The organism is Micromonospora sp. WMMD975 (genome assembly GCF_029581215.1).
In the GTDB taxonomy this organism is placed as follows: Bacteria; Actinomycetota; Actinomycetes; order Mycobacteriales; family Micromonosporaceae; genus Micromonospora.
Window position 1 is genome coordinate 4,331,412 of sequence record NZ_CP120739.1, and the last position, 25,991, is coordinate 4,357,402.

General features: G+C 73.5%; 18 protein-coding genes. 5 read left to right on the forward strand and 13 right to left on the reverse strand.

Features of this window, described 5'->3' with window-relative positions; genetic code table 11:
* Positions 1-111: 111 nt before the first annotated feature.
* From O7613_RS18900 to O7613_RS18925, 6 genes are all read right to left on the reverse strand, one after another.
* Complete coding sequence (locus O7613_RS18900; RefSeq protein ID WP_282289473.1) at positions 112-3,276, reverse strand: Rne/Rng family ribonuclease; 3,165 nt, start codon at positions 3,274-3,276, stop codon at positions 112-114.
* A gap of 130 nt (positions 3,277-3,406) precedes the next feature.
* Entirely contained in the window at positions 3,407-4,126 is a 720-nt protein-coding gene (locus O7613_RS18905) for a TIGR03936 family radical SAM-associated protein (RefSeq protein ID WP_282294574.1), read from the reverse strand.
* Between the two features lie 174 nt (positions 4,127-4,300).
* Entirely contained in the window at positions 4,301-5,512 is a 1,212-nt protein-coding gene (gene mycP, locus O7613_RS18910) for a type VII secretion-associated serine protease mycosin (protein ID WP_281587092.1), read from the reverse strand.
* Between the two features lie 10 nt (positions 5,513-5,522).
* On the reverse strand, positions 5,523-6,989 hold the full coding sequence (locus tag O7613_RS18915) for a hypothetical protein (protein WP_282289474.1): 1,467 nt from the start codon (positions 6,987-6,989) through the stop codon (positions 5,523-5,525).
* A gap of 13 nt (positions 6,990-7,002) precedes the next feature.
* Positions 7,003-7,437 carry a hypothetical protein gene (locus tag O7613_RS18920; RefSeq protein ID WP_281587090.1) on the reverse strand — a complete coding sequence of 145 codons (435 nt, stop codon included), beginning with the start codon at positions 7,435-7,437 and terminating at the stop codon, positions 7,003-7,005.
* Between the two features lie 167 nt (positions 7,438-7,604).
* On the reverse strand, positions 7,605-9,587 hold the full coding sequence (locus tag O7613_RS18925; protein WP_281587089.1) for a TIGR03960 family B12-binding radical SAM protein: 1,983 nt from the start codon (positions 9,585-9,587) through the stop codon (positions 7,605-7,607).
* Positions 9,588-9,794: 207 nt separating this feature from the next.
* Between O7613_RS18925 and O7613_RS18930 the strand changes: the two genes are divergently transcribed.
* Complete coding sequence (locus tag O7613_RS18930) at positions 9,795-11,357, forward strand: hypothetical protein (RefSeq protein WP_281587088.1); 1,563 nt, start codon at positions 9,795-9,797, stop codon at positions 11,355-11,357.
* 9 nt (positions 11,358-11,366) lie between these two features.
* On the opposite strand, the gene O7613_RS18935 is transcribed toward O7613_RS18930, so the two are convergent.
* The 3 genes from O7613_RS18935 to O7613_RS18945 form a co-directional block, all read right to left on the reverse strand.
* Entirely contained in the window at positions 11,367-12,047 is a 681-nt protein-coding gene (locus O7613_RS18935; RefSeq protein WP_281587087.1) for a lysophospholipid acyltransferase family protein, read from the reverse strand.
* Between the two features lie 153 nt (positions 12,048-12,200).
* Entirely contained in the window at positions 12,201-15,356 is a 3,156-nt protein-coding gene (gene ileS, locus O7613_RS18940) for an isoleucine--tRNA ligase (protein WP_282289475.1), read from the reverse strand.
* Positions 15,357-15,688: 332 nt separating this feature from the next.
* Entirely contained in the window at positions 15,689-17,248 is a 1,560-nt protein-coding gene (locus O7613_RS18945) for an alkaline phosphatase D family protein (protein WP_282289476.1), read from the reverse strand.
* A 195-nt stretch (positions 17,249-17,443) separates the two neighbouring features.
* Here O7613_RS18945 and O7613_RS18950 point away from each other — a divergent pair, with 195 nt between their 5' ends.
* Together O7613_RS18950 and sigJ are read left to right on the forward strand one after the other, a co-directional pair.
* Entirely contained in the window at positions 17,444-17,887 is a 444-nt protein-coding gene (locus tag O7613_RS18950) for a carboxymuconolactone decarboxylase family protein (RefSeq protein WP_282289477.1), read from the forward strand.
* Complete coding sequence (gene sigJ / locus O7613_RS18955; RefSeq protein WP_282289478.1) at positions 17,836-18,768, forward strand: RNA polymerase sigma factor SigJ; 933 nt, start codon at positions 17,836-17,838, stop codon at positions 18,766-18,768. Before O7613_RS18950 ends, sigJ begins: the two co-directional genes overlap by 52 nt.
* Before the next feature lie 52 nt (positions 18,769-18,820).
* Here the strand turns inward: sigJ and ndk are convergent, their stop codons facing one another.
* Positions 18,821-19,246 (reverse strand): nucleoside-diphosphate kinase, encoded by a 426-nt coding sequence (gene ndk, locus O7613_RS18960; RefSeq protein WP_281587082.1) that lies wholly within the window; start codon positions 19,244-19,246, stop codon positions 18,821-18,823.
* A gap of 143 nt (positions 19,247-19,389) precedes the next feature.
* Here ndk and O7613_RS18965 point away from each other — a divergent pair, with 143 nt between their 5' ends.
* Complete coding sequence (locus O7613_RS18965; protein ID WP_282289479.1) at positions 19,390-20,643, forward strand: VOC family protein; 1,254 nt, start codon at positions 19,390-19,392, stop codon at positions 20,641-20,643.
* 70 nt (positions 20,644-20,713) lie between these two features.
* On the opposite strand, the gene O7613_RS18970 is transcribed toward O7613_RS18965, so the two are convergent.
* From O7613_RS18970 to O7613_RS18980, 3 genes are all read right to left on the reverse strand, one after another.
* Positions 20,714-21,199 carry a DUF4233 domain-containing protein gene (locus tag O7613_RS18970; protein ID WP_282289480.1) on the reverse strand — a complete coding sequence of 162 codons (486 nt, stop codon included), beginning with the start codon at positions 21,197-21,199 and terminating at the stop codon, positions 20,714-20,716.
* The gene (locus O7613_RS18975) at positions 21,196-22,467 is read right to left on the reverse strand and encodes a folylpolyglutamate synthase/dihydrofolate synthase family protein (protein WP_282294575.1); all 1,272 of its coding nucleotides are present in this window, start codon (positions 22,465-22,467) and stop codon (positions 21,196-21,198) included. The genes O7613_RS18970 and O7613_RS18975 overlap by 4 nt, the downstream gene beginning before the upstream one ends.
* A 130-nt stretch (positions 22,468-22,597) precedes the next feature.
* Positions 22,598-25,216: a valine--tRNA ligase gene (locus O7613_RS18980; RefSeq protein WP_282289481.1), complete on the reverse strand. Its 2,619-nt coding sequence runs from the start codon at positions 25,214-25,216 to the stop codon at positions 22,598-22,600.
* Between the two features lie 69 nt (positions 25,217-25,285).
* Between O7613_RS18980 and O7613_RS18985 the strand changes: the two genes are divergently transcribed.
* Complete coding sequence (locus O7613_RS18985; RefSeq protein WP_281587078.1) at positions 25,286-25,966, forward strand: hypothetical protein; 681 nt, start codon at positions 25,286-25,288, stop codon at positions 25,964-25,966.
* Positions 25,967-25,991 lie beyond the last annotated feature (25 nt).

Sequence of the window (25,991 nt, forward strand, 5' to 3'; positions counted from 1 at the left end):
TCCCTCCGGGGCGCGCCGACCCGACCGGGGGTCGACGGGAACGGCAGGGCCCCTGCCCGGCACTCTGTTGCCGGAGCCGGGGCCCTGTCAAACGCCACGCAGGTCAGCGGCTCACGGCCGGGTACGCCGCCGGGCGCCGCCACGCCGGGACCGCCGCCGCGGGGTGCCCTCGTCGTCGCTCTCGCCGTCGATCGCGTCCGGGTCGTCGGCGGCGGCCAGCCGGGCCGAGTCGCCCTCCTGGCTGTCCGCCACCGCCGGCGCGGCCGGTGTGTCGGTCTCGAACCGGGACAGGTCGTAGCCCTGGGTGTCGTAGTAGTCGTCCGGGGACTCGACCACCTCGGCGACGGTCCGCTCCGGCTCGGCGACGGCCGGTGGCTCCGGCGCGGCCTCCACGGCGGGCTTCTCCGCGGCGGCCTTGCGGCCCCGGCGTCGGCCCTTCTCCTCGACCGGCGCGACCGCCGAGGCGACCGCCTTGACCTTCTCCCCCGCGCCGCCGGCACGCGGCTTCTCCGGCACCGGCTCCGGGTGGATGATCACACCCCGGCCCTTGCAGCACTCGCAGGTCTCGCTGAACGCCTCCAGCAGGCCCGCGCCGATCCGCTTGCGGGTCATCTGCACCAGGCCGAGCGAGGTGATCTCGGTGACCTGGTGCTTGGTGCGGTCCCGGCCGAGGCACTCGGTGAGCCGGCGCAGCACCAGCTCCCGGTTCGACTCCAGCACCATGTCGATGAAGTCGATCACCACGATGCCGCCGAGGTCGCGCAGCCGGAGCTGACGGACGATCTCCTCGGCCGCCTCCAGGTTGTTGCGGGTGACCGTCTCCTCCAGGTTGCCGCCGGAGCCGGTGTACTTGCCGGTGTTCACGTCGACGACTGTCATCGCCTCGGTCCGGTCGATCACCAGCGAGCCGCCGGAGGGGAGGAAGACCTTGCGGTCCAGCCCCTTGAGGATCTGCTCGTCGATCCGGTACTCGGCGAACACGTCGGCGACGCCGGCGTGCCGGCGCAGCCGCGCCACCAGGTCCGGCGAGACGTGCGACAGGTACGACTCGACCACGTCGTACGCCGACTCGCCCTCGATGACCAGCTCGCGGAAGTCCTCGTTGAAGAGGTCCCGGACCACCCGGATGACCAGGTCCGGCTCCTCGTAGAGCAGCACCGGCGCGCCACCTGAGGCCGCCTTGGCCTGGATCTCCTCCCACTGCGCCTGGAGCCGCTTGACGTCCCGGGCCAGCTCGTCCTCGCTGGCGCCCTCGGCCGCGGTCCGGACGATCACGCCCGCGCCGTCCGGCACCAGCTTCTTGAGGATGTCCCGCAGCCGTTTGCGCTCGGTGTCGGGCAGCTTGCGGCTGATCCCGGAGGCGTTGCCGTTGGGCACGTAGACCAGGTGCCGGCCGGAGAGCGCGACGTGGCTGGTCAGCCGCGCGCCCTTGTGCCCGATCGGGTCCTTGGTGACCTGCACCAGCACCGGGTCGCCGGACCGCAGCGCCTGCTCGATCGAACGGGCCCGGCCCTCCAGCCCGGTGGAGTCCCAGTTGACCTCGCCGGCGTAGAGCACGGCGTTGCGCCCGCGCCCGATGTCGACGAAGGCCGCCTCCATGCTGGGCAGGACGTTCTGCACCTTGCCCAGGTAGACGTTGCCGGCCATGGTGCCGGAGGAGTTGCGGGTCACGTAGTGCTCGACGAGCACGCCGTCCTCGAGCACCGCGATCTGGGTGCGGTCGCCACGCTGGCGGACCACCATCGTCCGGTCGACCGCCTCGCGGCGGGCCAGGAACTCCGACTCGCTCAGGATCGGCGGCCGGGTCCGCCGCTGCTCGCGACCGTCCCGGCGGCGCTGCCGCTTGGCCTCCAGCCGGGTCGACCCGGAGACGCCCTGCACCTCGTCGACCGCCTTGCGCGGCTCCCGGATCTTGACGACGGTGGGCACACCGTCCTCGGTGGCGCTGTCCGCCTCCCCCGCGCCCCGGCGGCGACGACGGCGACGACGACGGGTCATCCCCTCGCCCTCGGCGTCCTCGTCGGTCTCCTCGGCCCCGGCTTCGGCGGTCTCCGCCGTGCCGGACTCCTCATCCTCGGCCTCGTCGGCGCCGCCCTTGCCGCGCCCACGGCCGCGACGGCCGCGACGACGCCGGCGCCGGCCCTCGGCCGTGTCGTCGTCGTCCTCGGCCTCGACGGCCTCCTCGGCCTCGGCGGCGGCCGGCTCCTCCGCGGCGGGCTCGGCCTCGACCTCGGCCTCCACCGGCTCGGCCTCCCGCCGGCCACGGCGTCGACGCCGGCCGGTCTCGACCGGCTCCGCCACGGGCTCCTCGGCGGCCGGGTAGCTGACCTGGACGGCGGGGGCCTCCTCGGGCTGCGGAGGCATGAACAGGACGGTCGGCGCGGAGAGCGCGGCCCGCCGCCGGCGGCCGGTGGTCGGGCGTTCCTCGGCCGGCTCCTCCGCGGCGCCCGGCACCGCGGCGCCCGTCGACACCGCGCCGGTGTCGTCGGCCGGCCCGCCGGCCCGCGCCAGCTCGGTCTCGTCGGTGCGGCGCGGCGTGGTCCCGGCCGCGCCACGCCCCCGGCGGGTACGCCGCACGGCGCCCTCGGCCGGGGTGGGCTCGGCCGGAGCGGGCTGCTCGGCGACGGCGCTCTCGGCCGGGGTCGGCTCGGCCACGGCGCCCGCGCCGTCCGCGTCCTCGTCGGCGTCGAGCGGCGCACGGCCCTCGGCGATCTCGCCCGCCCCACCGGGGACCGAGACCGGCCCGTCGATCACGGCATCGACCTGCGGTTCGGCCGCTGCGGGCGGCGCCACCGCCGGCTCGGCGGCCTCGGCGGGGGCCTCGGTCGGCGACTCGGCGACCAAGGCCGGCTCAGCGGCGGGCGGGGTGGCCTTGCGGCGGCGCGTCCGGGTCACCTTGACCGGCGGCACCACCTCGTCCGAGGTGGCCTCCACCCCGGCGGCGGCCACCGGCTCCTCGACCGCCTTCGCCGGGGTCGCCTTGCGGCGCCGTCGGGTGGTCTTCGGGGCGGCCTCCAACTCACCGGCCACCGGCGCGAACACCTCGGCCTGCGGTGACTCGCCGCTGCCGCTGGCCGCGGCGGACGCCTCGACCGGCGCGTCGGTCTGCTCCGGCTGGTTGAGCGGCGCCGCCTTACGGCGACTGGCCCGCTTGCGGGCCGGTGGCTTCGCCTCGGCGGCGGCGCTGTCGGCAGCGCCACCGGCGCCGCTGGTGTTGTCGGTGACGGCCGGCTCCGCGCCGGTCCGCTCGCCGCCCTCGGGCTCGTTCTCGAGCATGGACGTTCTCCAGTTCTGGCTGCCCCGGGCGCGGGTGAGCGCTGCCACGCAGGGTCGCCGCAAAGGTGTTTCCGCCGGGCGCGCGGAAGCGCGACCGCCGAAGTCTGCCTGCCAGAGCGCTGACCGACGGTCAGTGCTCTCCGATGGCTGCCCCGTCGCGATCCGCGTCCAACGGATCGACGATCTCGCCCTGCGCGGTCAGCGTGCCCTGCGCCAGCCGGATCACCTTCGGAGTGACCGGCGGCTCCAGGTCGGCCACCACGCGGAGGCCGGAAAGGACGTCATCGGGTCGTACGGACGGGGTGACCTGCCGCACGACCAGTTCGAGTATCGCACACGGTACGGCCGGCGCTCCGGAAGGCGTCTCACCCGAGGGCAGCGCATCGATGGCTATCACCGCGCTGCGGGCGTCGAAGACGCGCCGGCCCTGCTTGGTCATCCGCTCGACCTGGATCTCCTCGGCGGCGGTGAAGGCGGCCACCGCCGCACGGAGCACGTCCGGGTCGATCTCGGGCAGCTCGATGCGCCAGCGGGACGCCTCGATCCGGTCGGCCAGACTGCCGCCGGTGGCCTGGACCGCGTCGAGCACGTCCAGCCCGGGCGAGAGCGCGGCGTCCAGCGCGGCGCGGAGACGCTCCGGGTCGACCGGCTCACGCAGGCCGATCTCCAGGTACTCGGCCTCGCTCGCGACACCGGTCGGCGCCGCCGAGGCGTACGAGATCTTGGGGTGCGGGGTGAAGCCCTGGGAGAAGGCGATCGGCACGCCGGCCCGGCGCAGCGCGCGCTCGAAGGCCCGGGCGAAGTCCCGGTGCGAGGTGAAGCGCAGCGGTCCACGCTTGGCGTACCGGATGCGGACCCGCTGGACGACGGGCGCCTGCCCGCCCTCGGGTTGAGGCTTTCTGGCGATCGTGAACTCCTCGGCTGTGCCTGCGTGTCCGCCCCATCCTGGCGCAGCCGCCGCCGCACCCCGCGACCGGGGCCGCGGGCACGCCGGCGGCCCGGCACCGGCCCGCACCGCGGGCCGTCAGGGGGCGTTCATCCGGTCGAGCACGTCGTCCGGGATCTGCCCGGCCCGGGCCACCTCACGCCGGTGCCGACGGCGGTTCCAGATCAGGAACACCACGAGCGCCACCAGCACCACGAGCGCCACGGCGATCCCGATGCCGACCACCATGACCTGCTGGTCGGTCGGGCCGCCCCGGTCGCCGTACCTGGTCACGTCGAAGTCGTCGTCCTCGGCGGCGGCGGCCGGCGGCGGGCTCGCGGCGGGCGAGGTCGGGCCGAGCAGCGGGTTCGCCGAGACCGACGGCACGTCGGCGGTGAGCGCCGCCACCGGGTCGATCCGGCCGAACCCGAACCGCGGGTCGCGGCCGGGCGGGCCGGCCTCCCGGGCGGTACGGATGATCCGGTTGATCACGTCGGGCGCGGAGAGCTTCGGGTACTTCGACCGGATCAGCGCCGCGACGCCGGCCACGATGGCGCTGGAGTCGGAGGTGCCGTCACCCCAGCCGTAACCCTGCTCCGGGCCGATGTTGTAGACCTCGTCTCCCGGCGCGGCGATCACCGCCTCCGGACCGTGGGCCGAGCCGGACCAGAAGCCACCACCCCGGACCGTGCCGGTCACCGCGATCACCCCGGGGTACCGGGCCGGCGCGCTGACGTCCGGGCCGGACTGCCGGGCGTTGCCCACCGCGGAGACGACGACCACGTCGTGCTCCAGCGCGTACCGGACCGCGGCCTGCTCCTCGTCGTCGGAGAGCCCGGCGTGACCGTAGGACAGGTTGAGCACCGTGGCGCCACCGTCGACCGCCATCCGGATCCCGGTCGCGGACGGCCCGGGGGCGCCCACCTCGGCCGGCGGCACGCGGATGGGCAGGATGCGGGCGTCCGGGGCGACGCCCACCACCCCGGTGCCGTTGGCCGCGATGATCCCGGCCATGTGGGTGCCGTGACCCTTCGGGTCGCGCCGGCCGTCGCCGTCGCCGGAGGTGCTGCCACCGGCGAGAAGCCGGCCTCGCAGGTCCGGGTGACCGGCGTCGACGCCGGTGTCCACCACGCCGACCACGACACCCCGACCGGTGGAGATCTGGTGCGCCCGGTCGATCCGCAACTCGTCCAGGTACCACTGCTCGGACCGGCGCGGCGCGGCGATCGCCGGTTGGGCGGCCCCCAGCAGCATCAGACCGGCCAGCAAGCCGGCCCCCACCGGCCGGAGCGCGCCGATGTCAACCCTCATCGGTCCGCCCTCATCGCAGGATGCCCGGGGACCCACCGCCACCGGCACCCCACGGATCGTCATCCTCAGTCAACCACGACGAGTGCTCGCCCCCGCCGCCGCCGTGCCCGGCGCCACCGTGGCCGCCCATCATCCCGCCGCCCACCATCCCGGCGCCGGCCGGGCCGCCACGCGGGCCGCCCGCGCCCGCGCCGGTGGCACCGCGCAACGCGTTGGCCGCGCTGGTCAGCGGCGGGACCTTGCCGTTACCGCCGCCCACCATGCCGGGCAGCGCGCCCACGCCCATCCCGCCGGCCGCGCCGAGGCCGCCGCCACCGATGCCACCGGCGGAGCCGAGACCGGCGCCGGCGCCACCGAAGCCGCCACCGCCACCGCCGACCGTGCTCAACCCGCCACCGCCACCGAAGCCGCTGCCCGGACCGCCGGCCGTGATCGAGCCCGGGCCGCCCGCGCCGGCCAGGCCGGTGCCGTAGTCGTGGTCACCGGCGCCCGGGTAGCCGCCGGAGCCGGGCAGGCCGCCGGTGACCGGCGGGACGTACGAGCTGGTGCCGCCGGAGCCGCCGCCGACGTCGGCGCCACCGATGGTCGGCGGGGGCGTGAACGAGCCGCCGCCACCACCGCCGCCACCGCCGATCCCGGTGCTGCCGAGCGAGGGCATCTTGCCACCGCCACCGCCACCACCACCGCCACCGGGCAGACCGGTGTCGGGTACGCCGGACGGCGGAACCCGGGTGTCCGGGCGGTAGCCGTCGTCGTACGCGCCCTGGGGCTCGGGAACGGTCAGCTTGGGGCGCTCGGTCTGCACCGCGGTGGGCAACGGCGACATCGCCCTGTTGGCCGCCTCCTGGTTGTCCCGGTACCAGTTGTCCAGATGCGACTTGGTGTCCCACCAGCCGCCGCGCTTGTGGTCCTCGGCGTTGCCGTCGACCTTCATGGTGGCTTCCAGGTCGTCGGCCTTGTCGCGGAACGCCCCGTCGGCGTAGAGCGCCGGATTGCCCCCGTAGTCCTGGCGCAGGGAGGCGAGGAAGCCGGACTGGCTCTCGCCGTCGCGGGCGTCGTCCAGCTCGGTGCCGCCGGGCAGGCTCCACTCGTTCCACCCGAAGTCGTCCATCAGCGGGATCGGGATGCTCGCGACCGCCGTGCGGATGTCGCCCTCGATCCGCGTCAACGCGCCACTGACCCCGCTGGCGTGCGTGATCAGCTCCTCGATGTCCTTGCCGATGCCGCTCAGGTGCTCGCGGTAGGCGTCACCGCCGCTGCCCTTCCACCCGGCCAGCAGCCCGGGCAGGCCGCCGCTGTGCGGACGTTCCTGGCCGGGCGCGATCGGGCCGACGAACGAACGCCCGACAAGCGAGTCCCGCAGGTAGCCGAGCGCCGTGGACAGGTTGCTCCAACCCGCTCCCACCGACCCGACGGTCTCCGGGTCCGCCGACAGCGTCACCTCGCGCACGGCGCGCTCCCAGGTGCCTCCAGCCATGACCGTCTCCCCCTCAGGCCGTGTACGGGTACGTGGGCTGCTGCCCGGCCTCCGGCGGCGGCGCCGCGGACTCCAGCAGGCGCTCGATCTGCTTGCCGTTGGCGGCGTTGCGGGCCTCCGCGTCGCGGAACGCCTTCGCGATGTCCTCGGTGCCCTTCTTCAGACCGGCCAGCTTGGTGGAGATGGCCTTGAGGTGGGCCTCCATGTTGGCCGTGGACCTGGTCAACGCCGCCCACTGCATCCGGGCGTCCTCGTACCCGCCGAACGGGGTGCCGTTCGGCACCGTCTGCGCGCTGCCGTCGCCCTTCATCCGCTCCTTGATGCGTTCCATCTCGTAACCGATGGTGTCGTCGACGTACTGCTTGAGGCGCTCGACGTAGTCGGCCGCGGCGTCCAGGTCCTCGACGCTGACATGCAGGTCGCCGGTGTCCGGTGGCGTGATGCCCATGCTGCTGTCCTCCCCGCTACCGGCCCGGGGCCGGTCCAATACGGACGCAGCGTATCGAGGAACCACCACTGCGGGCAGCCCCGCCCCGGCGGGCGGGCGACCCGCCCGAAACGCGACGGAGCGCGGACGCCCCGAGGGGCGCCCGCGCTCCGGCAGACGTGGCGCGCTCAGCCCGCGGCGGCGGGCTGCCGCAGACCACCGACCGGCGTCAGCGGCAGCAGCTTCCGGCCGGTCGGGCCGATCTGGATCTCGGTGTCCATGGACGGGCAGACGCCGCAGTCGAAGCAGGGCGTCCAGCGGCAGTCGTCCTGCTCGTACTCCGACAGCGAGTCCTGCCAGTCCTGCCAGAGCCAGTCCTTGTCCAGGCCGGAGTCGAGGTGGTCCCAGGGCAGGACCTCCAGCTCCGTACGCTCGCGGGTGGTGTACCAGTCGAGGTCGACGCCGAACGCCGGCAGCACCTCGGCCGCGGCGTCCACCCAGCGCCGGTAGGAGAAGTGCTCGCTCCAGCCGTCGAACCGGCCGCCGTTCTCCCAGACCCGGCGGATCACCGCACCGACCCGGCGGTCGCCCCGGGACAGCAGGCCCTCGATCAGCGACGGCTCGCCGTCGTGGTAGCGGAAACCGATCGCCCGACCCAGCGAACGGTCGCTGTTGATCGCCTGCTTGAGCAGCTTGAGCCGACCGTCGATGACCTCCGGCGTCGACATCGACGCCCACTGGAACGGGGTGTGCGGCTTCGGCACGAAGCCACCGATGGAGACCGTGCAGCGGATGTCCTTCGAGCCGGTCGCCGCGCGCCCGGCCCGGATCACCTCGTGCGCCATGTCGGCGATCTCGAGCACGTCCTCGTCGGTCTCCGTCGGCAGGCCGCACATGAAGTAGAGCTTCACCTGCCGCCAGCCGTTGGTGTACGCGGTGACCACGGTGCGGATCAGGTCGTCCTTCGACACCATCTTGTTGATGACCTTGCGGATCCGCTCCGACCCGCCCTCCGGGGCGAAGGTCAGGCCGGTCCGCCGCCCGTTGCGGGACAACTCCTGCGCGAGGTCGATGTTGAACGCGTCCACCCGGGTCGACGGCAGCGAGAGCGAGACGTTCGTGCCCTCGTACTGCTCGGCCAGGCCGGAGCACATGTCGCCGATCTCGGAGTGGTCCGCCGACGACAGCGACAGCAGGCCCACCTCGTGGAAACCGGAGAACTCCAGCCCCTGCTGCACCATCTGGCCGACCGTGGTGATCGAACGCTCGCGCACCGGGCGGGTGATCATGCCGGCCTGGCAGAACCGGCAACCCCGGGTGCAGCCCCGGAAGATCTCCACCGCGTACCGCTCGTGGACCGTCTCGGCGAGCGGGACCAGGGGCTTCTTCGGGTACGGCCAGGCGTCCAGGTCCATCGTCGTGCGCTTGTGCACCCGGAACGGCACGTCCGGGCGGTTCGGCACGACCCGCTGGATCCGCCCGTCGGGCAGGTAGTCGACGTCGTAGAAACGCGGCACGTAGACGCTCTCGGTGCGGGCCAGCCGCAGCAGCAGCTCGTCCCGGCCGCCGGGCGCGCCCTCGGCCTTCCACTCCCGGACGATCGCGGTGATCTCCAGCACCGCCTCCTCGCCGTCGCCGAGCACCGCGGCGTCGATGAAGTCGGCGATCGGCTCCGGGTTGAACGCGGCGTGCCCGCCGGCCACGATCACCGGGTCGGCGTCGGTGCGGTCGGCGGCGAGCAGCGGGATGCCGGCCAGGTCGATCGCGGCGAGCAGGTTGGTGTAGCCCAGCTCGGTGGAGAACGAGACACCGAACACGTCGAAGTCACGCACCGGGCGGTGCGCGTCGACGGTGAACTGCGGCACGCCGTGGGCGCGCATCAGCCCCTCCAGGTCCGGCCAGACCGCGTAGGTGCGCTCGGCGAGCACGTCGGGCAGCTCGTTGAGCACCTCGTAGAGGATCTGCACACCCTGGTTGGGCAGGCCCACCTCGTACGCGTCCGGATACATCAGCGCCCAGCGGACGGTCGCCGCGTCCCAGTCCTTGACCACCGCGCCCAGCTCGCCACCCACGTACTGGATGGGTTTGGTCACCTGCGGCAGCAACGGCTCCAGGCGGGGCCACACCGAGTTGGCGGCCGGCGGACGTGGGGTCGTGGACAGGGCACTCATGATGCCCAAGCGTACGCGGTGCCCCCGCCCTCCACCCCGCCCACGCCCACGGCCGCGACCGCGTCCGCCGCGTTGATCACGGAGTTGCGCGCTGTCCGACGCTCCGAACTCCTGATCGCCCGAGCAGGAGGCCGGGGCGGGGCGGAATTCGTGCTGGGTGGCGGGGCGGTACTAACCTCGCAACGGGCGCGAGAGGAGATTGCCGCGATGCCGCAGCCGCAGCCGGGGGCGGGCCGGCCGGCCGACGGGGCTGAGGAGCCGACCGTCACCGAGCCGCCGACCGCCGTACCGACACCGGCCGACGCCGAGGACGCCACCGCGCCGTCGGCACCCGACGCGCTGCCAGCGACCGACGCGCCGCCGGCAGCCGACGGGCCGTCGACGACGGACGCGCCGCCAGCGACCGCCGCGCCGTCGGCACCCGACGCGCCGCCGACGACGGAGGGCGCGCCGACCGCGACGAAGGACGCCGACGAGCCCGGGCAGCCAGCGACGGCGGAGACGGCTGCGGCGACGACCGGCGCTGCGACGACCGACGGCCCCGGAACCGAGCCGGCCGGCCGGGCGGGTCGTGCCCGTGGCTCCGCGAGCGTGCCCGCCCCCGTCGCACCGGCTCCGCCCGTCGTCGACCCCACCCGCGTCGAGGACGCGCCACCGCCCACCCGGGTCGAGGACGGCCCATCGCCCACCCGCGTGGAACCGCAGGTACCCAGGTGGAGCGGCTCCGCCCCGGTCCCGCCCCCGCCGGCACGCCGCCGCGGCTGGGGCGAGTCCGCCGAGCCCACGCCGGTGCCGCCGATCGACTCGCCCGAGCACGCCACCCCGGTCGACCCGTGGGCCGGGGTGGACACCACCGGGTGGAACCTTCCCTCCGCCGAGCTGCCGGAGCTGCCGGCGACGACGCCGTACACCATGCCCTGGCCGGTGCCGGCCCCACCGGCGCCGCATCCGGCCCACCCGGTGTCGCCGCCCGCGCACACCCCGCCGTACCCGGGTCCGCCGGCAGCACCGCCCGCGCGCCACCCGCCGTACCCGGGTCTGCCGGCCGCCCGGCCGGTGTCACCGCCGGCGCACACCCCGCCGCCGGGCCCGGTCGTCCCGTCCCGGCCGCCCCAGCCGGCCCGGCCGCCGAAGCAGCGCCGGGGGAAGACCGCGCCGCCGGCCGCGCCGCCGCCCGGGTGGCAGGCCCCCAAGGGGTACGTGCCGGTGCCGGTACGCCGACGACGCCGCTGGCCCTGGGTGCTGCTGCTCACCGTGGCGTGCTGCTGCGGCGTCCCGCTCTGGTGGGTCCAGCCGCTGTCCAGCCAGTATCCGGCCAGCGCCAGCCTCCCCGACCAGCTCGACTCGATGCGGCTGCGTCAGGACGAACGCAGCCAGGCCGACGCCGAGAAGCTGAAGGGCCAGGTACGCCAGGCGCACCTGCTCGCCGAGGACACGTTCGCCGGCATCTACGCCACGAACGACGGCAAGCGGGTGACCCTCTTCGGCAGCACCGGCCTGCGGTTCAGCCCGGAGTCCGACGCCGAGGCCGAGCTGAAGCGCCTGGCCGGCGACTACGAGCTGCAACCCTCGGTGACCGTGGACACCGGTGTCCGGGGCCGTTACGAGCGCTGCGCGGTCGGCCGGGCGGACGGGGACACGGTGGTGGTGTGCACCTCGGTGGACCACGGCAGCCTGACCACAGGTGTGTTCACCCGGCTGTCCGTGGATGACAGCGGCCGGCTGCTGAACGACCTGCGCCAGCAGGTGGTGGTCCCGAAGCAGTCCTGACCGGGCGGGTCAGGCCGGCGGCTGCTCGCTGCGCTTCGGTGCGTAGCGCGGCACGTACTCCTGGCCGGTGAGCTTCTGGATCTCGGCCATCAGCTCGTCGGTCATGGTCCGCAGCGACGCGCGGTCGTCGGGTCGGCCGGTGAAGTCGATCGGCTTGCCGAACTTGATGGTGATCTTGGCGCGGCCGGGGCGGGGCACCCGGGTCCCGATCGGCTGGGCCTTGTCGGTGCCGGTCACGCCGACCGGGATGATCGGCACCCCGGCGGCCACCGCCAGCCGGGTCGCGCCGGTGCGACCGCGGTAGAGCCGGCCGTCCGGGGAGCGGGTGCCCTCCGGGTAGACGGCGACCAGGTCACCGGCCTGGAGCACCGGGATCGCGGCGTCGAACGCGGAGAGCGCCGCCCGCCCGCCGCCCCGCTCGACCGGGATCGCGCCCAGCCCGGTGAGGACGAACTTGGAGAAGCCGCCCTTGAGCCCGGTGCCGCTGAAGTATTCCGACTTGGCCCAGAACGCCAGGTGCCGGGGCACCACGGTGCCGAGCAGCAGTTCGTCGGCGACGGAGAGGTGGTTGCCCGCGAAGATCGCGCCGCCGGTCGCCGGGATGTGCTCCAACCCCTCCGCGTGCGGCCGGAAGGCCAACCGGAGCGCGGGCGCCACGGTGAGCTTGCCGATGGTGTAGAGCAGGGGCACGGGTCCTCCGGCGGTCGTACGCGAAACAGGCGCTGTCACGGTAGCCGACGCCGTCACCCTCGGCCGAGCGGGTGGCCCGCAGTCCACCCGCTCGGTGCGCCCGGTTAAGCGGGGGCCCCTCCTATACCGAAAGCGTTAAGCAGGGGCCCCTCCTTACACCCGGCGGACGGTGACCACCACCCGCTCGCCGTCGCCGACCTCGCCAGCGAAGCCGTCGAGGTCGGCGGAGCCGGAAGCGACGTCGACGCTCTCGGCCAGCACCTCCCGCGCCACGAAGTCGCGGAACGCGGCCACCGCCGCGCGCACCTCCTCGGACGCGGAGACCGTCGCCGTGATCCGGTCGGAGATGTCCAGGTCGGCGTCGCGGCGGGCCTGCTGGACCACCCGGACCACGTCCCGGGCCAGCCCCTCGGCGGCCAGTTCCGGCGTGACCTCGGTGTCCAGCACCACCACGCCCTCACCACCGGGCAGCGGCGCGGAGTGCTCCGCGTCGGCGGCGACCAGGCGCAGCTCGTACTCGCCCTCGGCCAGGGTGACCCCGGCGGCGACCGGGGCGCCGTCGCGCAGCTCCCACTCCCCCGCCTTGACCGCCTTGATCACCTGCTGGACCTTCTTGCCGACGCGCGGGCCGAGCGCCCGCGGCACCACGGTCAGCACCTGCTGGCAGTACGCCGCCACCTCGCCGGTGAGCACGACCTCCTTCACGTTGACCTCGTCGGCGACCAGGTCGGCGAAGGGCCGGAGCTGGTCGGCGACCGGCGACGCCACGGTCAGCGTCGCCAGCGGCAGCCGGACCCGCAGGCCCTTCGCCTTGCGCAGCGACAGCGCGGCCGAGGCGACCGCCCGGACGTTGTCCATCGCGGAGACCAGCTCGTGGTCGGCCGGGAACTCGTCGGCCGACGGCCAGTCGGTCAGGTGCACCGACCGCTCGCCGGTCAGGCCGCGCCAGATCTCCTCGACGGTCAGCGGCGCCAGCGGCGCCACCACCCGGCAGAGCGTCTCCAGCACGGTCCAGAGCGTGTCGAACGCGTCCGCGTCGCCGGCCCAGAACCGGTCCCGCGAGCGACGCACGTACCAGTTGGTCAGCGCGTCCAGGTAGGACCGGACGGTCGCGCACGCGCCGGAGATGTCGTAGGCGTCCATCTGCGCGCCGACGGTCGCCACCAGCTCGTTCGTCTTGGCCAGCACGTACCGGTCGAGCACGTTCGTCGAGTCGGTGCGCCGACGCGCGGTGTGGTCGTCCGCGTTGGCGTAGAGCGTGAAGAAGTACCACACGTTCCACAGCGGCAGCAGCACCTGGCGCACCGCGTCCCGGATCAGCGTCTCGGTGACCGCCATGTCCCCGCCGCGCAGCACCGGCGACGACATCAGCATCCACCGCATCGCGTCCGACCCGTAGGAGTCGAACACGTGGTAGACGTCCGGATAGTTCTTCAGGCTCTTGGACATCTTGCGCCCGTCCGAGCCGAGCAGGATGCCGTGGCTGAGGCAGTTGCGGAACGCCGGCCGGTCGAACAGCGCGGTGGCCAGCACGTGCATGGTGTAGAACCAGCCGCGGGTCTGCCCGATGTACTCGACGATGAAGTCACCCGGGTAGTGGTGCTCGAACCAGTCGCGGTTCTCGAACGGGTAGTGCACCTGGGCGAACGGCATCGAGCCGGACTCGAACCAGCAGTCCAGCACCTCCGGCACCCGGCGCATCATCGCCTGGCCCGTCGGGTCGTCCGGGTTGGGGCGGACCAGGTCGTCCACCGCCGGCCGGTGCAGGTCGGTCAGGCGTACGCCGAAGTCGCGCTCGATCTCGTCGAGCGATCCGTACACGTCGACGCGCGGATAGGTCGGATCGTCCGAGCGCCACACCGGGATCGGCGAGCCCCAGAACCGGTTCCGGCTGATCGACCAGTCCCGGGCGTTGGCGAGCCACTTGCCGAACGAGCCGTCCTTGATGTGCCCCGGCGTCCAGTTGATCTGCTGGTTCAGCTCGACCATCCGGTCCCGGAACCGCGTCACCGCGACGAACCACGACGACACCGCCTTGTAGACCAGCGGGGTGTCGCAGCGCCAGCAGTGCGGGTACGAGTGGGTGTAGACGTCCTGCCGCAGCACCACCCCCCGCTCCTTCAGCTCCCGGATCACCGGCTTGTTCACGTCGAAGACCTGCTCGCCCTGGTACGGCGGGACGAGCGCGGTGAACCGGGTGTGGTCGTCCACCGTGACCACGGTCGGGATGCCGGCCGCGTTGCAGGTGTTCTGGTCGTCCTCGCCGAACGCGGGCGCCAGGTGCACGATCCCGGTGCCGTCCTCGGTGGTGACGAACTCCGCGCCGAGCACCTGGTAGGCGTTCGGCCCGGCCGGTTCGACCAGGAAGTCGTAGAGCGGGGTGTAGCGACGCCCGACGAGGGCCTTGCCGGTCACCCAGCCGACCTGCTCGTACCCCTCCAGCTCCTTGGCGTACGCGCCGAGGCGGGACTCCCCGACCACGAACCGCTGCCCGTCGCGCTCCAGCACCGCGTACCGGATGTCCGGGCCGACAGCGAGTGCCAGGTTCGACGGCAGCGTCCACGGGGTGGTGGTCCAGACGCCCAGCTTCACCGGGCCCCGGACGAGTTCCGGGGCGGTCTCGTCGGCGGTCAGCTCGAACCACACCGTGAGCGTCGGGTCGTGCCGGTCCCGGTAGACGTCGTCCATCCGGGTCTCGGTGTTCGACAGTGGGGTCTCGCACCGCCAGCAGTACGCCAGCACCCGGAAGCCCTCGTAGACCAGACCCTTGTCGTGCAGGGTCTTGAAGGCCCACATGACGCTTTCCATGTAGTCCAGGTCGAGCGTCTTGTAGTCGTTGTCGAAGTCGACCCAGCGGGCCTGCCGGGTGACGTACCGCTCCCAGTCCTGGGTGAACTCCAGCACGCTGGCCCGGCAGGCGTCGTTGAACCGGGCCACGCCGAGGTCGAGGATCTCCGCCTTGGTGGTGATGCCGAGCTGCTTCTCGGCCACCACCTCCGCCGGCAGGCCGTGACAGTCCCAGCCGAACCGGCGCTCCACGTGCCGCCCGCGCATGGTCTGGTAGCGCGGCACCACGTCCTTCACGTACCCGGTGAAGAGGTGGCCGTAGTGCGGCAGGCCGTTGGCGAACGGCGGGCCGTCGTAGAAGACGTACTCGTTCTTGCCGTCGTCGCCGGCCGGACGGGCCTCGACGCTGGCCTCGAAGGTCTTGTCGGCGGTCCAGTGCTCCAGCACCCGGCGCTCGACCGCGGGGAGGTCCGGGCTCGCCGGGACGCCGGCGCCGCTCGGGTCGTGCAACGGATAGGCCATCGGGGGTCGCTCTCCTCGCGCAGCTCACTCGTCGGTGGGTCTGCGAGGACGAACCTCTCCGGGTACGCCGTGCGACGCCCCCGGGCTGGCCCGCGGTACCACCCCGCTTGGCGGTCAAGGTGCGGCCGCCCGCTCATTGGTCGGCTGTGACGGGCCGTCCCGTCCGGTTCTACTGGGCCGGTTGCCCGGCTGTTCTTCCGGAGGCTCGCCGGTGATGGCCGGGTCGTCGCCTGTGCGCCCAAGCCTACCCGCTCCCTCACCCGCTCCGCCTCCGAGTAAGGAGGGGCCCCTTCTTAACGCATTCGGTAGAGGAAGGGGCCCCGCTTAACACCTCAGCGGCGGGTGGGCGCCGGGAGCGTGGTGGTCCAGAGGGACGCGCCGGTGCGGTCGCGGAGGTGCACCGTGAGAGCCGCCGTCTCGGCGTCGATCTCCACCTCGCCGAAGTGCTGGAAGCCCTCGGCCGGGGAGGTGTTCGCGACCGGCGGCGCGTGCACGAAGACGGCCCGCGGGCCGAACGTGCCGTCGAGCGCGTTCGGCCCGAACGCGCCGGCGTGCGCCGGGCCGGAGACGAACTCCCAGAACGGGCTGAAGTCCCCCACCGCGGCGCGCGCCGGGTCGTAGTGGTGGGCGGCCGTGTAGTGCACGTCGGCGGTGAGGAAGACCAGGCCTGTCACGCCGGCCCGGTGCGCCGAGCGCAGCACCTCGGCGAACTCCAGCTCGCGGCCGGCCGGCACGCCCGAGTCGCCCTGCGCCACGCCCTCCTGGGCGCCCGGACCGTCCGGCACCACCACGCCGATCGGCAGGTCGTTGGCGATCACCTTCCAGGTGGCCCGGGACGCCTTCAGCTCCCGGACCAGCCAATCCCGCTGCGCCCGGCCGAGCAGGCCGCGCGCCGGGTCGGCGTACGTGTTGCCGTCGTTCGGGTCCTTGTAGGTCCGCATGTCGAGCACGAAGACGTCGAGCAGCGGCCCGTACGACAGCCGGCGGTACAGCGGTCCGCCGTCCGGCACCGGCAGCCACTCGTGGAACGCCTGCCGGGCCCGGGCCGCCAGCACGTCCACCCGCTTCTCGGTGTAGCGGTCGTCGACCAGGATCTCCCCCGGGTACCAGTTGTTCAGCACCTCGTGGTCGTCCCACTGGTTGATCTGCGGCACCCGCGCGGCGAAGGCCCGCAGGTGCTCGTCGAGCAGGTTGTACGCGAACTGCCCCCGATACTCGGCAAGCGTCTCGGCGACCTTGCTCTTTTCCGCGGTCACCAGGTTGCGCCAGGCCCGGCCGTCGGGCAGCGTGACCCGCTCGGTCAGCGGGCCGTCCGCGTACACGGTGTCGCCACTGCACAGGAAGAAGTCCGGGCGGCGCTCGCGCATGGCCCGGAAGATGGCCAGGCCGTCGAAGTCCGGGCTGATCCCCCAGCCCTGCCCGACGATGTCGCCGGTCCAGACGAACCGCACGTCCCGCCGCTGGTGCCGAACCGGCGCGGTGGTGAACGAACCGGTCAGCGGCGCGCTGTCCACCCCGTGCCGGTCGAGGCTCTCCACCCGTACCCGGTAGTGCAGCCGCTCGCCGGACGGCAGGCCGCGCAGCCGGACCCTGCCGGTGAAGTCGCCGGTCGGGTCGACCACCGGGCCGCGCACCAGCCGCGCGCCGCGCAGGTCGGGCCGGCGACCCACCTCGACCAGCATCCGGCCGGGCCGGTCCGCCCGGGTCCAGACCAGCGCCGAGTCGGCTGTCACGTCGCCGCTCTGCACGCCGTGGGTGAGCAGCGGCCGGCCGCTGCGCCGCCATCCGGGGGCGGCGAACGCGCCGGGCGCGCCGAGAAGCGCGCCGCCGGCGGCTCCCGCGCCGGCGACCAGGCCGGCGCCGAGCAGCGTACGTCGGTCGATGTGCGTCATGGGTCCTCCCCGGTTCGACGATCTCGCCAGCCCGATCTACCGGCCGGACATGACCGGAGACGCCGACCGAGGTGGCCGGCGCCTCAACGACGGCTGTCCAGACCTCGCCATGACGACCGTCACACCGCCGGGTCGTCACGCCGGCCGGGCCGGAGTCCGTCGTGCCCACGTACGGACGACACGAGGGAGGCAACAGTGAGCCGGATCAACGTGGCGGCGGTGGCGCCGGAGGCGTACGCGGCGGTGCGCGGGCTGGAGACGTACATCCGGGGCAACCTGGACCACACCGTGCTGGAGCTGGTGAAGGTGCGGGCGTCGATGCTCAACGGCTGCGCGTTCTGCGTGGACATGCACACCCGGGCGGCGCTCGCCAACGGGGAGGACGACCGGCGGCTGTTCGTCCTGTCCGCCTGGCGGGAGGCCCCGTCGTTCTTCGACGAGCGGGAGCGGACCGCGCTGGCCCTGACCGACGCGGTCACCCGGCTCGGTGAGCACGGCGTGCCGGACGAGGTGTGGGACGCCGCCGCGAAGGTCTGGTCGGAGCGGGAGCTGGCCGACCTGGTCATCGCGATCGCCACAATCAACGTGTGGAACCGGATCGTGATCAGCAGCCGGACCGAGCCGCCGCGCGAGGTGTGACCGCGATCGGCGCGGCGGAGGCGGCCGGTGCGCTCACCGCGCACCGGCCGATGCTGCTCGGGCTGGCGTACCGGCTGCTGGGCAGCCTGCACGACGCCGAGGACGTGCTCCAGGAGGCGTACCTGCGCTGGCTCGACGTCGACCGGGAGACGGTCGCCGAGCCACGCCGGTACCTGTCCCGGGTGGTGACCCGGCTGGCGCTGGACCGGCTCCGCGCCCGCCAGGCCACCCGGGAGACGTACGTCGGCCCGTGGCTGCCCGAACCGGTCCGCACCGACCCGTCGCCGTTCGGGCCGCTGGAGACCGTCGAGCTGCGGGAGTCGGTCTCCACCGCCCTGCTGCACCTGCTGGAGCGACTCACCCCGCCGGAACGGGCGGTGTACGTGCTGCACACCGCGTTCGCCCTGCCGTACGCGGAGATCGGCGACATCCTGGACCGGTCGGCGGCGGACTGCCGCCAGCTGCACCACCGCGCGGCGTCCCGGCTCGCCGGGGAACGGCGGCGCTTCACCGCGGGCCCGGCCGAGCAGCGGCGGCTGCTCGACGCGTTCCTCGCCGCCGCCCGCGACGGCGACCTGGCCCGGCTGACCGGCCTGGTCGCGGCCGACGCCACCGCCTGGTCCGACGGCGGCGGACGGATCCGCGCGGCCCGCAACCCGGTGTACGGCGCGGACCGGATCGCCCGTTTCTTCGCCGGCGTGTACGGGCGCCGCCGCCCCGGGGTGCGGGCCACGCCGGTGGAGCTCAACGGTGCGCCCGCGCTGGTGCTGAGCTGGCCGGGCGGCCTCCGGTACACCCTCGGCGTCGCCGCCGCCGACGGCCGGATCACCGACCTCTACCTGGTCGGCAACCCCGACAAACTGACCCGGATCGGCGGCTGAGCGCACGCGGCGGCCCCGGTCCCGTGCGGGGACCGGAGCCGTCGGAAGGACGTCAGTCCAGCTCGGGGAACCAGAGGGCGATCTCGCGCTTGGCGCTGTCCACCGAGTCGGAGGCGTGCACCAGGTTCTCCCGGTTCGACAGGGACAGGTCGCCGCGGATGGTGCCGGCGGCGGCCTTACGGCCGTCGGTGCTGCCGATCATCCCGCGGACCACGTCGATCACCTGGTCGCCGGAGAGCACCAGCGCCACCAGCGGGCCGCCGGTCATGAACGTCTTCAGCGGCGGGTAGAACGGTTTGTCGACGTGCTCGGCGTAGTGCTGGTCGGCGAAGTCGCCGTCCATGGTCCGGTTCACCAGCGCGTCGATCCGCAGGCCCTTGCGCTCGAACCGGGACAGGATCTCGCCCACCAGACCACGGCGCACCGCGTCGGGCTTGATCAGTACGAGCGTCCGCTCGTCCGGGCTGCTGCTGGACACGCTGTTGCCTCCTGTGCGCTCAAACCGGCTGGGCTGGGTACGGTCAGCGTAGCGACCCGGTCCCGGCTCCGGCGCGGCGGCTGCATCTTCCCTGGCCCGCCGCGGCGGCCTAGCCTGGCCCTGGAACCCCTGGGAGGTCCACTGTGGCGAATGGCGGGAACCGCACCATCGCGCCGGTACGCAAACTGATCGGCGCGGTGCTGGGCACCGTGGCCACCTTCGTGACCCTGTTCGGGCTCGGCATGACCAGTTGGGCGATCGTGGCGCTCGGCGTCGCGTTGCTGGTGCTGGCGGTCGCCCTGGCCATGGTGCGCGGCGGCGGGCGCACCTGGGTGGTCGGCCTGGGGCACGTGCACAGCGCCTCCGAACCACCGAGCCAGTACGCGTTCGGCCGCTGCGAGCTGCAACTGGTGATCGACGCCCCGGGGCTGCCGCCCCGATCCAAGAAGATCATCGAGCCTCGGGTGCCGGTCGCCAAGTGGCCCTCGCTCGGCCAGGCGCTGCCCGTGCGGGTGGCCCTCGACGACCAGCGCCACGTCCGGGTGCTCTGGGACGAGGTGCCCACCCACGCCGAGAGCGTCGGCACGCCCGCCGACCTGCCCCCCGAGTACGCCGAGGCGGACCCGCCCGACGAGACGCTCATCGGGCAGGAGGCCCCGCCGTGGGCCGGACGTGCCCCGGAGGACGACTTCCGCGACGACTACCCGCCCGCGCCGGACCCGCTGCCGGCCGACGTCCCGGCCCGGCCCGAGGAACGTGAGCCGGTGGTGATGCGCCCGCAGCGCCCCGGCGGCCCGGTCGTGCTGGAGGGGCAACTGGTCGAGCCGCTCCCGCTCGGCCGGCTCCCCCGACGCGCGCCGTCGCCCCGTCCGCCGGCCGAGGAGCAGGCCCCGGACACCGTGCCGGTGGAGTCGATCGACGTGCCGCTCGACACCCCGGAGCCGGACGCGCCGCCCACCCCGCGGGAGCTGGACGAGGCGATCTTCGGCCCGACCGGCGCCGCCGAGCCGGACGAGCTGGCCAGCCCGATCAGCGGCGTCGGCATCACCCTGCTCGTCACCGACCTGGACCGGTCCCTCGACTTCTACCGGGAGCTGGGCTTCGACGAGCTGGACCGGGGCGAGGGCAACGCCGTGCTCGGTTCCGGGCCGACCCGGCTGGTGCTGCGCCGGGTCACCGGGGCCGCCCCGATCAGCCGCCGGCTGGTGCACGTCAACCTGGAGGTCGACGACATCCAGGCGGCGTACGAGCGGCTGCGCGAGGTCGGCGTGCGTTTCACGTACGCCCCGCGCGTGGTCAACCGGGGCACCAAGCTGGAGGTGTGGGCCGCTGCCTTCCGCGACCCCGACGGTCACGGCGTCGCGCTCACCCAGTGGCGGTCCCTCGCCGACGCCTGAGATGCAAGGCGGGGCCCCTTCTTAACGCCTGCGGTATAGGAAGGGGCCCCGCTTAACCGAGAAACAGCGCTCAGCCGAGGATGACCCGCCGCACGTGCCACGCGTACGCCCACACCAGCGCGAAGATCACCCCGAGCACGAGCAGCGACCAGTGCAGCAGCCCGGAAAGCAGCAGCAGGCCCTGCACCACGGTCCCGGCGTGCCAGGCCCAGCCGCGGCGCATCATCCCGGCCAACACCACGCAGGCCACCGCCAGCGCGACGATCGCGCCGACCGCGGCGCCGCCCAGGTCACCGCCGACCACCCGGATCGGCTGGATGGCCAGCAGCAGCACCAGCGCCTCCAGCGAGAGCGTGCCGGCGCCCAGGCCGCGTACCGCCTTGTCGGGGTTGCGCAGCCCGGACCGGCGGACGCCGCCCGGACCCGCGCCACCCGGCCGCTCCGGGCGCTGCTCCGCGCCCGGACCCGCCTCGCCGCCTGGACCCGGCTCGCCGCCCGGGCCCGCCTCGCCGCCCGGACCCGGCTGCGTGTCCGGGCGCGGCTCCGGGCCGGTCATCGCTTGAACAGCCGGCGGGCGTCGGCCACGGTCACCACCGAACCGGTGATCAGGACGCCCACGCCGGCCAGCTCACCCGGCACGTCGGACTCGGCCTCGGCCACGGCCGCCTCGATGGCGTCCGGCATGTCCCGGGCCACCTGCACCCGGTCCGGGCCGAAGACCTCCCGGGCCAGCTCGGCCAGCTCGTCGACGGGCATGGCCCGGGGAGAGCTGTTCGCCGCGACCACGACCGTGTCGAGCACCGGTTCGAGCAGTTCGAGCAGGCTTGCGGCGTCCTTGTCGCCGAGCACGGCCAGCACGCCGACGAGCTTGCTGAACGCGAACTCCTCCTGCAACGCGGTGACCGTGGCGGCCATCCCGTGCGGGTTGTGCGCGCCGTCGAGCAGCACCGTGGGGGCGTTGCGTACCCGCTCCAGCCGGCCCGGGGAGCTGGTCGCGGCGAAGCCCTCCCGGACCGCCTCGATGTCGAGCTGCCGCCGCGCGCCGGCGCCCAGGAACGCCTCCACCGCGGCCAGCGCCACGGCCGCGTTCTGCGCCTGGTGCGCGCCGTGCAACGGGAGGAAGACCTCCTCGTACACCCCGCCCAGGCCCTGGATGTTCAACACCTGGCCGCCGACGGCGACCGCCCGGCGCAGCACCCCGAACTCGGCGCCCTCCCGGGCGACGGTGGCGTTGACCTCGGCGCAGCGTTCCAGGATCGGCCGGGCCGCCTCGTCCTCCTGCGCCGCCGCGATCACGGTGGCGCCGGGGTGGATGATGCCCGCCTTGTGCAGCGCGATGTCCTCGATCGTGTCGCCCAGCCACTCGGTGTGGTCCAGGCCGATCGGGGTGATCACGGCGACGCCGGCCTGGATCACGTTCGTCGCGTCCTCCGCACCGCCCAGCCCCACCTCCACCACCGCGACGTCGACCGGGGCGTCGGCGAAGGTGGCGAACGCCAGCGCCGTGGTCAGGTCGAAGTACGTCAGCGGTTCGGCCACCCGCTGGTCGACCAGCTCGGCCAAGGGCGCGATCTCGCGGTACGTCGCCACGAACCGTTCCTCGCTCACCGGCTCGCCGTCCAGGCTGATCCGCTCCCGCACGGTCTCCAGGTGCGGGCTGGTGTAACGCCCGGTGTGCAGCCCGAACGCCCGCAACAGCGAGTCGATCATCCGGGCCGTCGAGGTCTTGCCGTTGGTGCCGGTCAGGTGGATCGACGGGTACGCCCGCTGCGGGCTGCCCAGCAGGTCCAGCAGACTCTCGATCTTCTCCAGCTCGAACCGCATCCGGGTGAAGCCGCGCGCATTGAGCGCGGCCTCCACCTCGGCGAACGCGGCGTGATCGCTACGGTCACTCACGCGGAGCCATCCTTTGTTCGCGACTGCGGGGCTCGCAACCCCGGCTCACTCCTCGCGCTCATGAGGGCAACGCCTGCAACGCGGCGTCGATCCGGACCAGGTCCGTCTCGGCCACCGCCAGCCGCTCACGGATCTTCGCGACCACAGGCTCCGGCGCCTTGCCGACGAACGCCGGATTGTCCAGCTTCGCCCGCGCCTGGGTGGCCTCCTTCTCCGCCGCCGCCCGGTCCTTGGTGAGACGGGCCCGCTCGGCGGCCACGTCGATCGCGCCGCGGGTGTCCAGCGCGACACTGACCTCGCCGGGCATGGCGAGCGTGGCGGCGGCCTGGAAGTCGTCGCCGGGCGCGTCGAGCCGGGCCAGCGACCGGACCAGCGGCTCGTGCGCCGCGATGCCCGCGCCGGCCAGGCCGTCGAGCCGGGCGGCGACCCGCTGCGTCGGCCGTAGCCCCTGGTCCGAACGGAACCGCCGGACCTCGGTCACCACCCGCTGCAACGTGGCGACCTCCGCCTCCGCGGCGTCGTCGATTCCGGTACGGTCGGCCACCGGCCAGTCCGCCCGCAGCAGCGTCTCCGCGCCGGTCAGCGCGGTCCACAGCTCGTCGGTGACGAACGGGATCACCGGATGCAGCAGCCGCAGAAGCTGGTCCAGCACGTGGCCCAGCACCCGCCGGGTGGCGTCCGCCGCCGGCCCGCCCTCGGCGAGCACCGGCTTGCTCAACTCCACGTACCAGTCGCAGACGTCGTCCCAGGCGAAGTGGTAGAGCAGATCACAGACCTTCGCGAACTCGTACGCCTCGAACTGCTCGTCCACCTCCGCGGTGACGTGCGCCAGCCGGGACAGGATCCACCTGTCGACCGTCGACAGGTCACCGGCCACGGGCAGCGGGCCCTCGGTGTGCGCGCCGTTGAGCAGCGCGAACCGGGTGGCGTTCCAGAGCTTGTTGCAGAAGTTGCGGGAGCCCTGGCACCACTCCTCGCTGACCGGCACGTCCTGGCCGGGGTTGGCGCCCCGGGCCAGCGTGAACCGGGTGGCGTCGGCGCCGAACCGGTCGATCCAGTCGAGCGGGTCGACCACGTTGCCGAACGACTTCGACATCTTCTTGCCGTGCTCGTCGCGCACCATGCCGTGCAGCGCCACCACGTCGAACGGCTGGACGCCGTCCATCGCGTACAGGCCGAACATCATCATCCGGGCGACCCAGAAGAACAGGATGTCGTAGCCGGTGACCAGCACGCTCGTCGGATAGAACTTCGCCAGGTCGGGGGTCTGCTCCGGCCAACCGAGGGTGGAGAACGGCCACAGGCCGCTGGAGAACCAGGTGTCGAGCACGTCCTCGTCCTGCCGCCAGCCGTCGCCGGTCGGCGGCGCCTCGTCCGGGCCGACGCAGACGATCTCGCCGGCCGGGCCGTACCAGACCGGGATGCGGTGGCCCCACCACAACTGGCGGGAGATGCACCAGTCGTGCATGTTGTCGACCCAGGCGAAGTAGCGCTTGGCCAGCTCCGCCGGCTCGATCTTCACCCGGCCGTCGCGCACCGCGTCGCCGGCCGCCTTCGCCAGCGGCGCGGTGTTGACGAACCACTGGAGCGACAGCCGCGGCTCGACAGTCGTCTTGCACCGCGAGCAGTGCCCCACCGCGTGCAGGTACGGCCGTTTCTCGGCCACGATCCGGCCCTGCTCGCGCAGCGCCGCCACGATTGCCGGGCGGGCCTCGTACCGGTCCAGGCCCTGGAACGGACCGGGCGCGGTGATGACGCCGCGCTCGTCCATGATCGTCAGCGCGGGCAGGTCGTGCCGCTGGCCGATCTCAAAGTCGTTCGGATCGTGCGCCGGCGTCACCTTGACCATGCCGGTGCCGAAGGCCGGGTCGACGTGCTCGTCCGCGACGATCGGGATCCGCCGGTCGGTGAGCGGAAGCGCCACCTCGGTGCCGATCAGGTGCCGGTAGCGCTCGTCGTCCGGGTGCACCGCGACCGCGGTGTCACCGAGCATGGTCTCGGCCCGCGTGGTGGCCACGACGACCTCGTCGCCGTAGCGGATCGAGACCAGCTCGCCCTCGTCGTCGGTGTGCTCCACCTCAATGTCGGACAGCGCGGTGAGGCAGCGCGGACACCAGTTGATGATCCGGTTGGCGCGGTAGATCAAGCCGTCGTCGAAGAGCTTCTTGAACATGGTCTGCACGGCCCGGGAGAGGCCCTCGTCCATGGTGAAGCGTTCGCGGTCCCAGTCGACCGCGTCGCCGAGCCGGCGCATCTGGCCGAGGATCGCGCCGCCGGACTCGGCCTTCCACTGCCACACCCGCTCGACGAACTTCTCCCGGCCGAGGTCGTGCCGGGACAACCCCTCGCCGGCGAGCTGCCGCTCGACCAGGTTCTGGGTGGCGATGCCGGCGTGGTCCATGCCGGGCAGCCAGAGGGCCTCGTAGCCCTGCATCCGCTTGCGCCTGGTGAGCGCGTCCATCAGCGTGTGCTCGAACGCGTGGCCCATGTGCAGCGAGCCGGTGACGTTGGGCGGCGGGATGACGATGGTGAACGGCGGCTTGTCACTGTCCGCCGACGCCCGGAAGTGCCCGCCGGCTACCCACTGCTCGTACCGTCGCTGCTCTACCTCGCCGGGCTGGTACTGGCCGGCAAGGGTCGGGGCGTCGGGGCGTCGGGCGTCCAGTCTCTCGGTCACCCTGAAAGTCTACGGAGGGCTTTCCGGGACCCGACGTGCGCCACCTGTGATTCGCGTACGGTGGCGGACATGTCCGACGCGCATCTCACCGAGCGGCCGGTCGACGGGGGAAACGGTCCGGTCGAGCTGACCGACGAGCCGATCCGGCTGAGCCGCCGCGACCCCGCGCTGGAGCCCGAACGCAAACCCACCTCCCGGCGCCGGAAGATCGTGCTGGCCGCCGCGCTGGCGGTCGGCGTCGCCGGCGCCGGCGCACTGGGCCTGGCCGGCTGGGGGGTTCTGAAGGAGAAGGACGCCCAGCTCACCCAACCGGACGCCGTGGCCGGACTCACCCGTGACGACAGCGAACGGGCCCGCAGCACCGCCGAATACCTGCGCGACGGCTTCGCCGCCGACATCGAGCTGGACCACAGCATCGGTACGGTCTACGCGGACCCGGCGGACGCGAAACGGTCGGTGCTGCTGTTCGGCGGGACCACCCTGCTCTGGCAGCCGGAACGGGACCTGGACACGCTCTTCGACCTGATGGCCGACGAGACCGGCAAGGTGGCCGGCGTGCGCGAGGTCGACGCCGGCCGGCTCGGTGGCGTGATGAAGTGCGGCACGACGACCGGCGACGGCGGCGACTTCGCGGTGTGCGGCTGGGCGGATCACGGCAGTGTGGCGATGGGCATGCTCCCGGGACGCCCGCTCACCGAGGCGGCGACACTGTTCCGCGAGATCCGCGAGGGCGTCCAGCGCCGTTCGTGAGCGGCCGGAAACGCAGTTCAGGGCC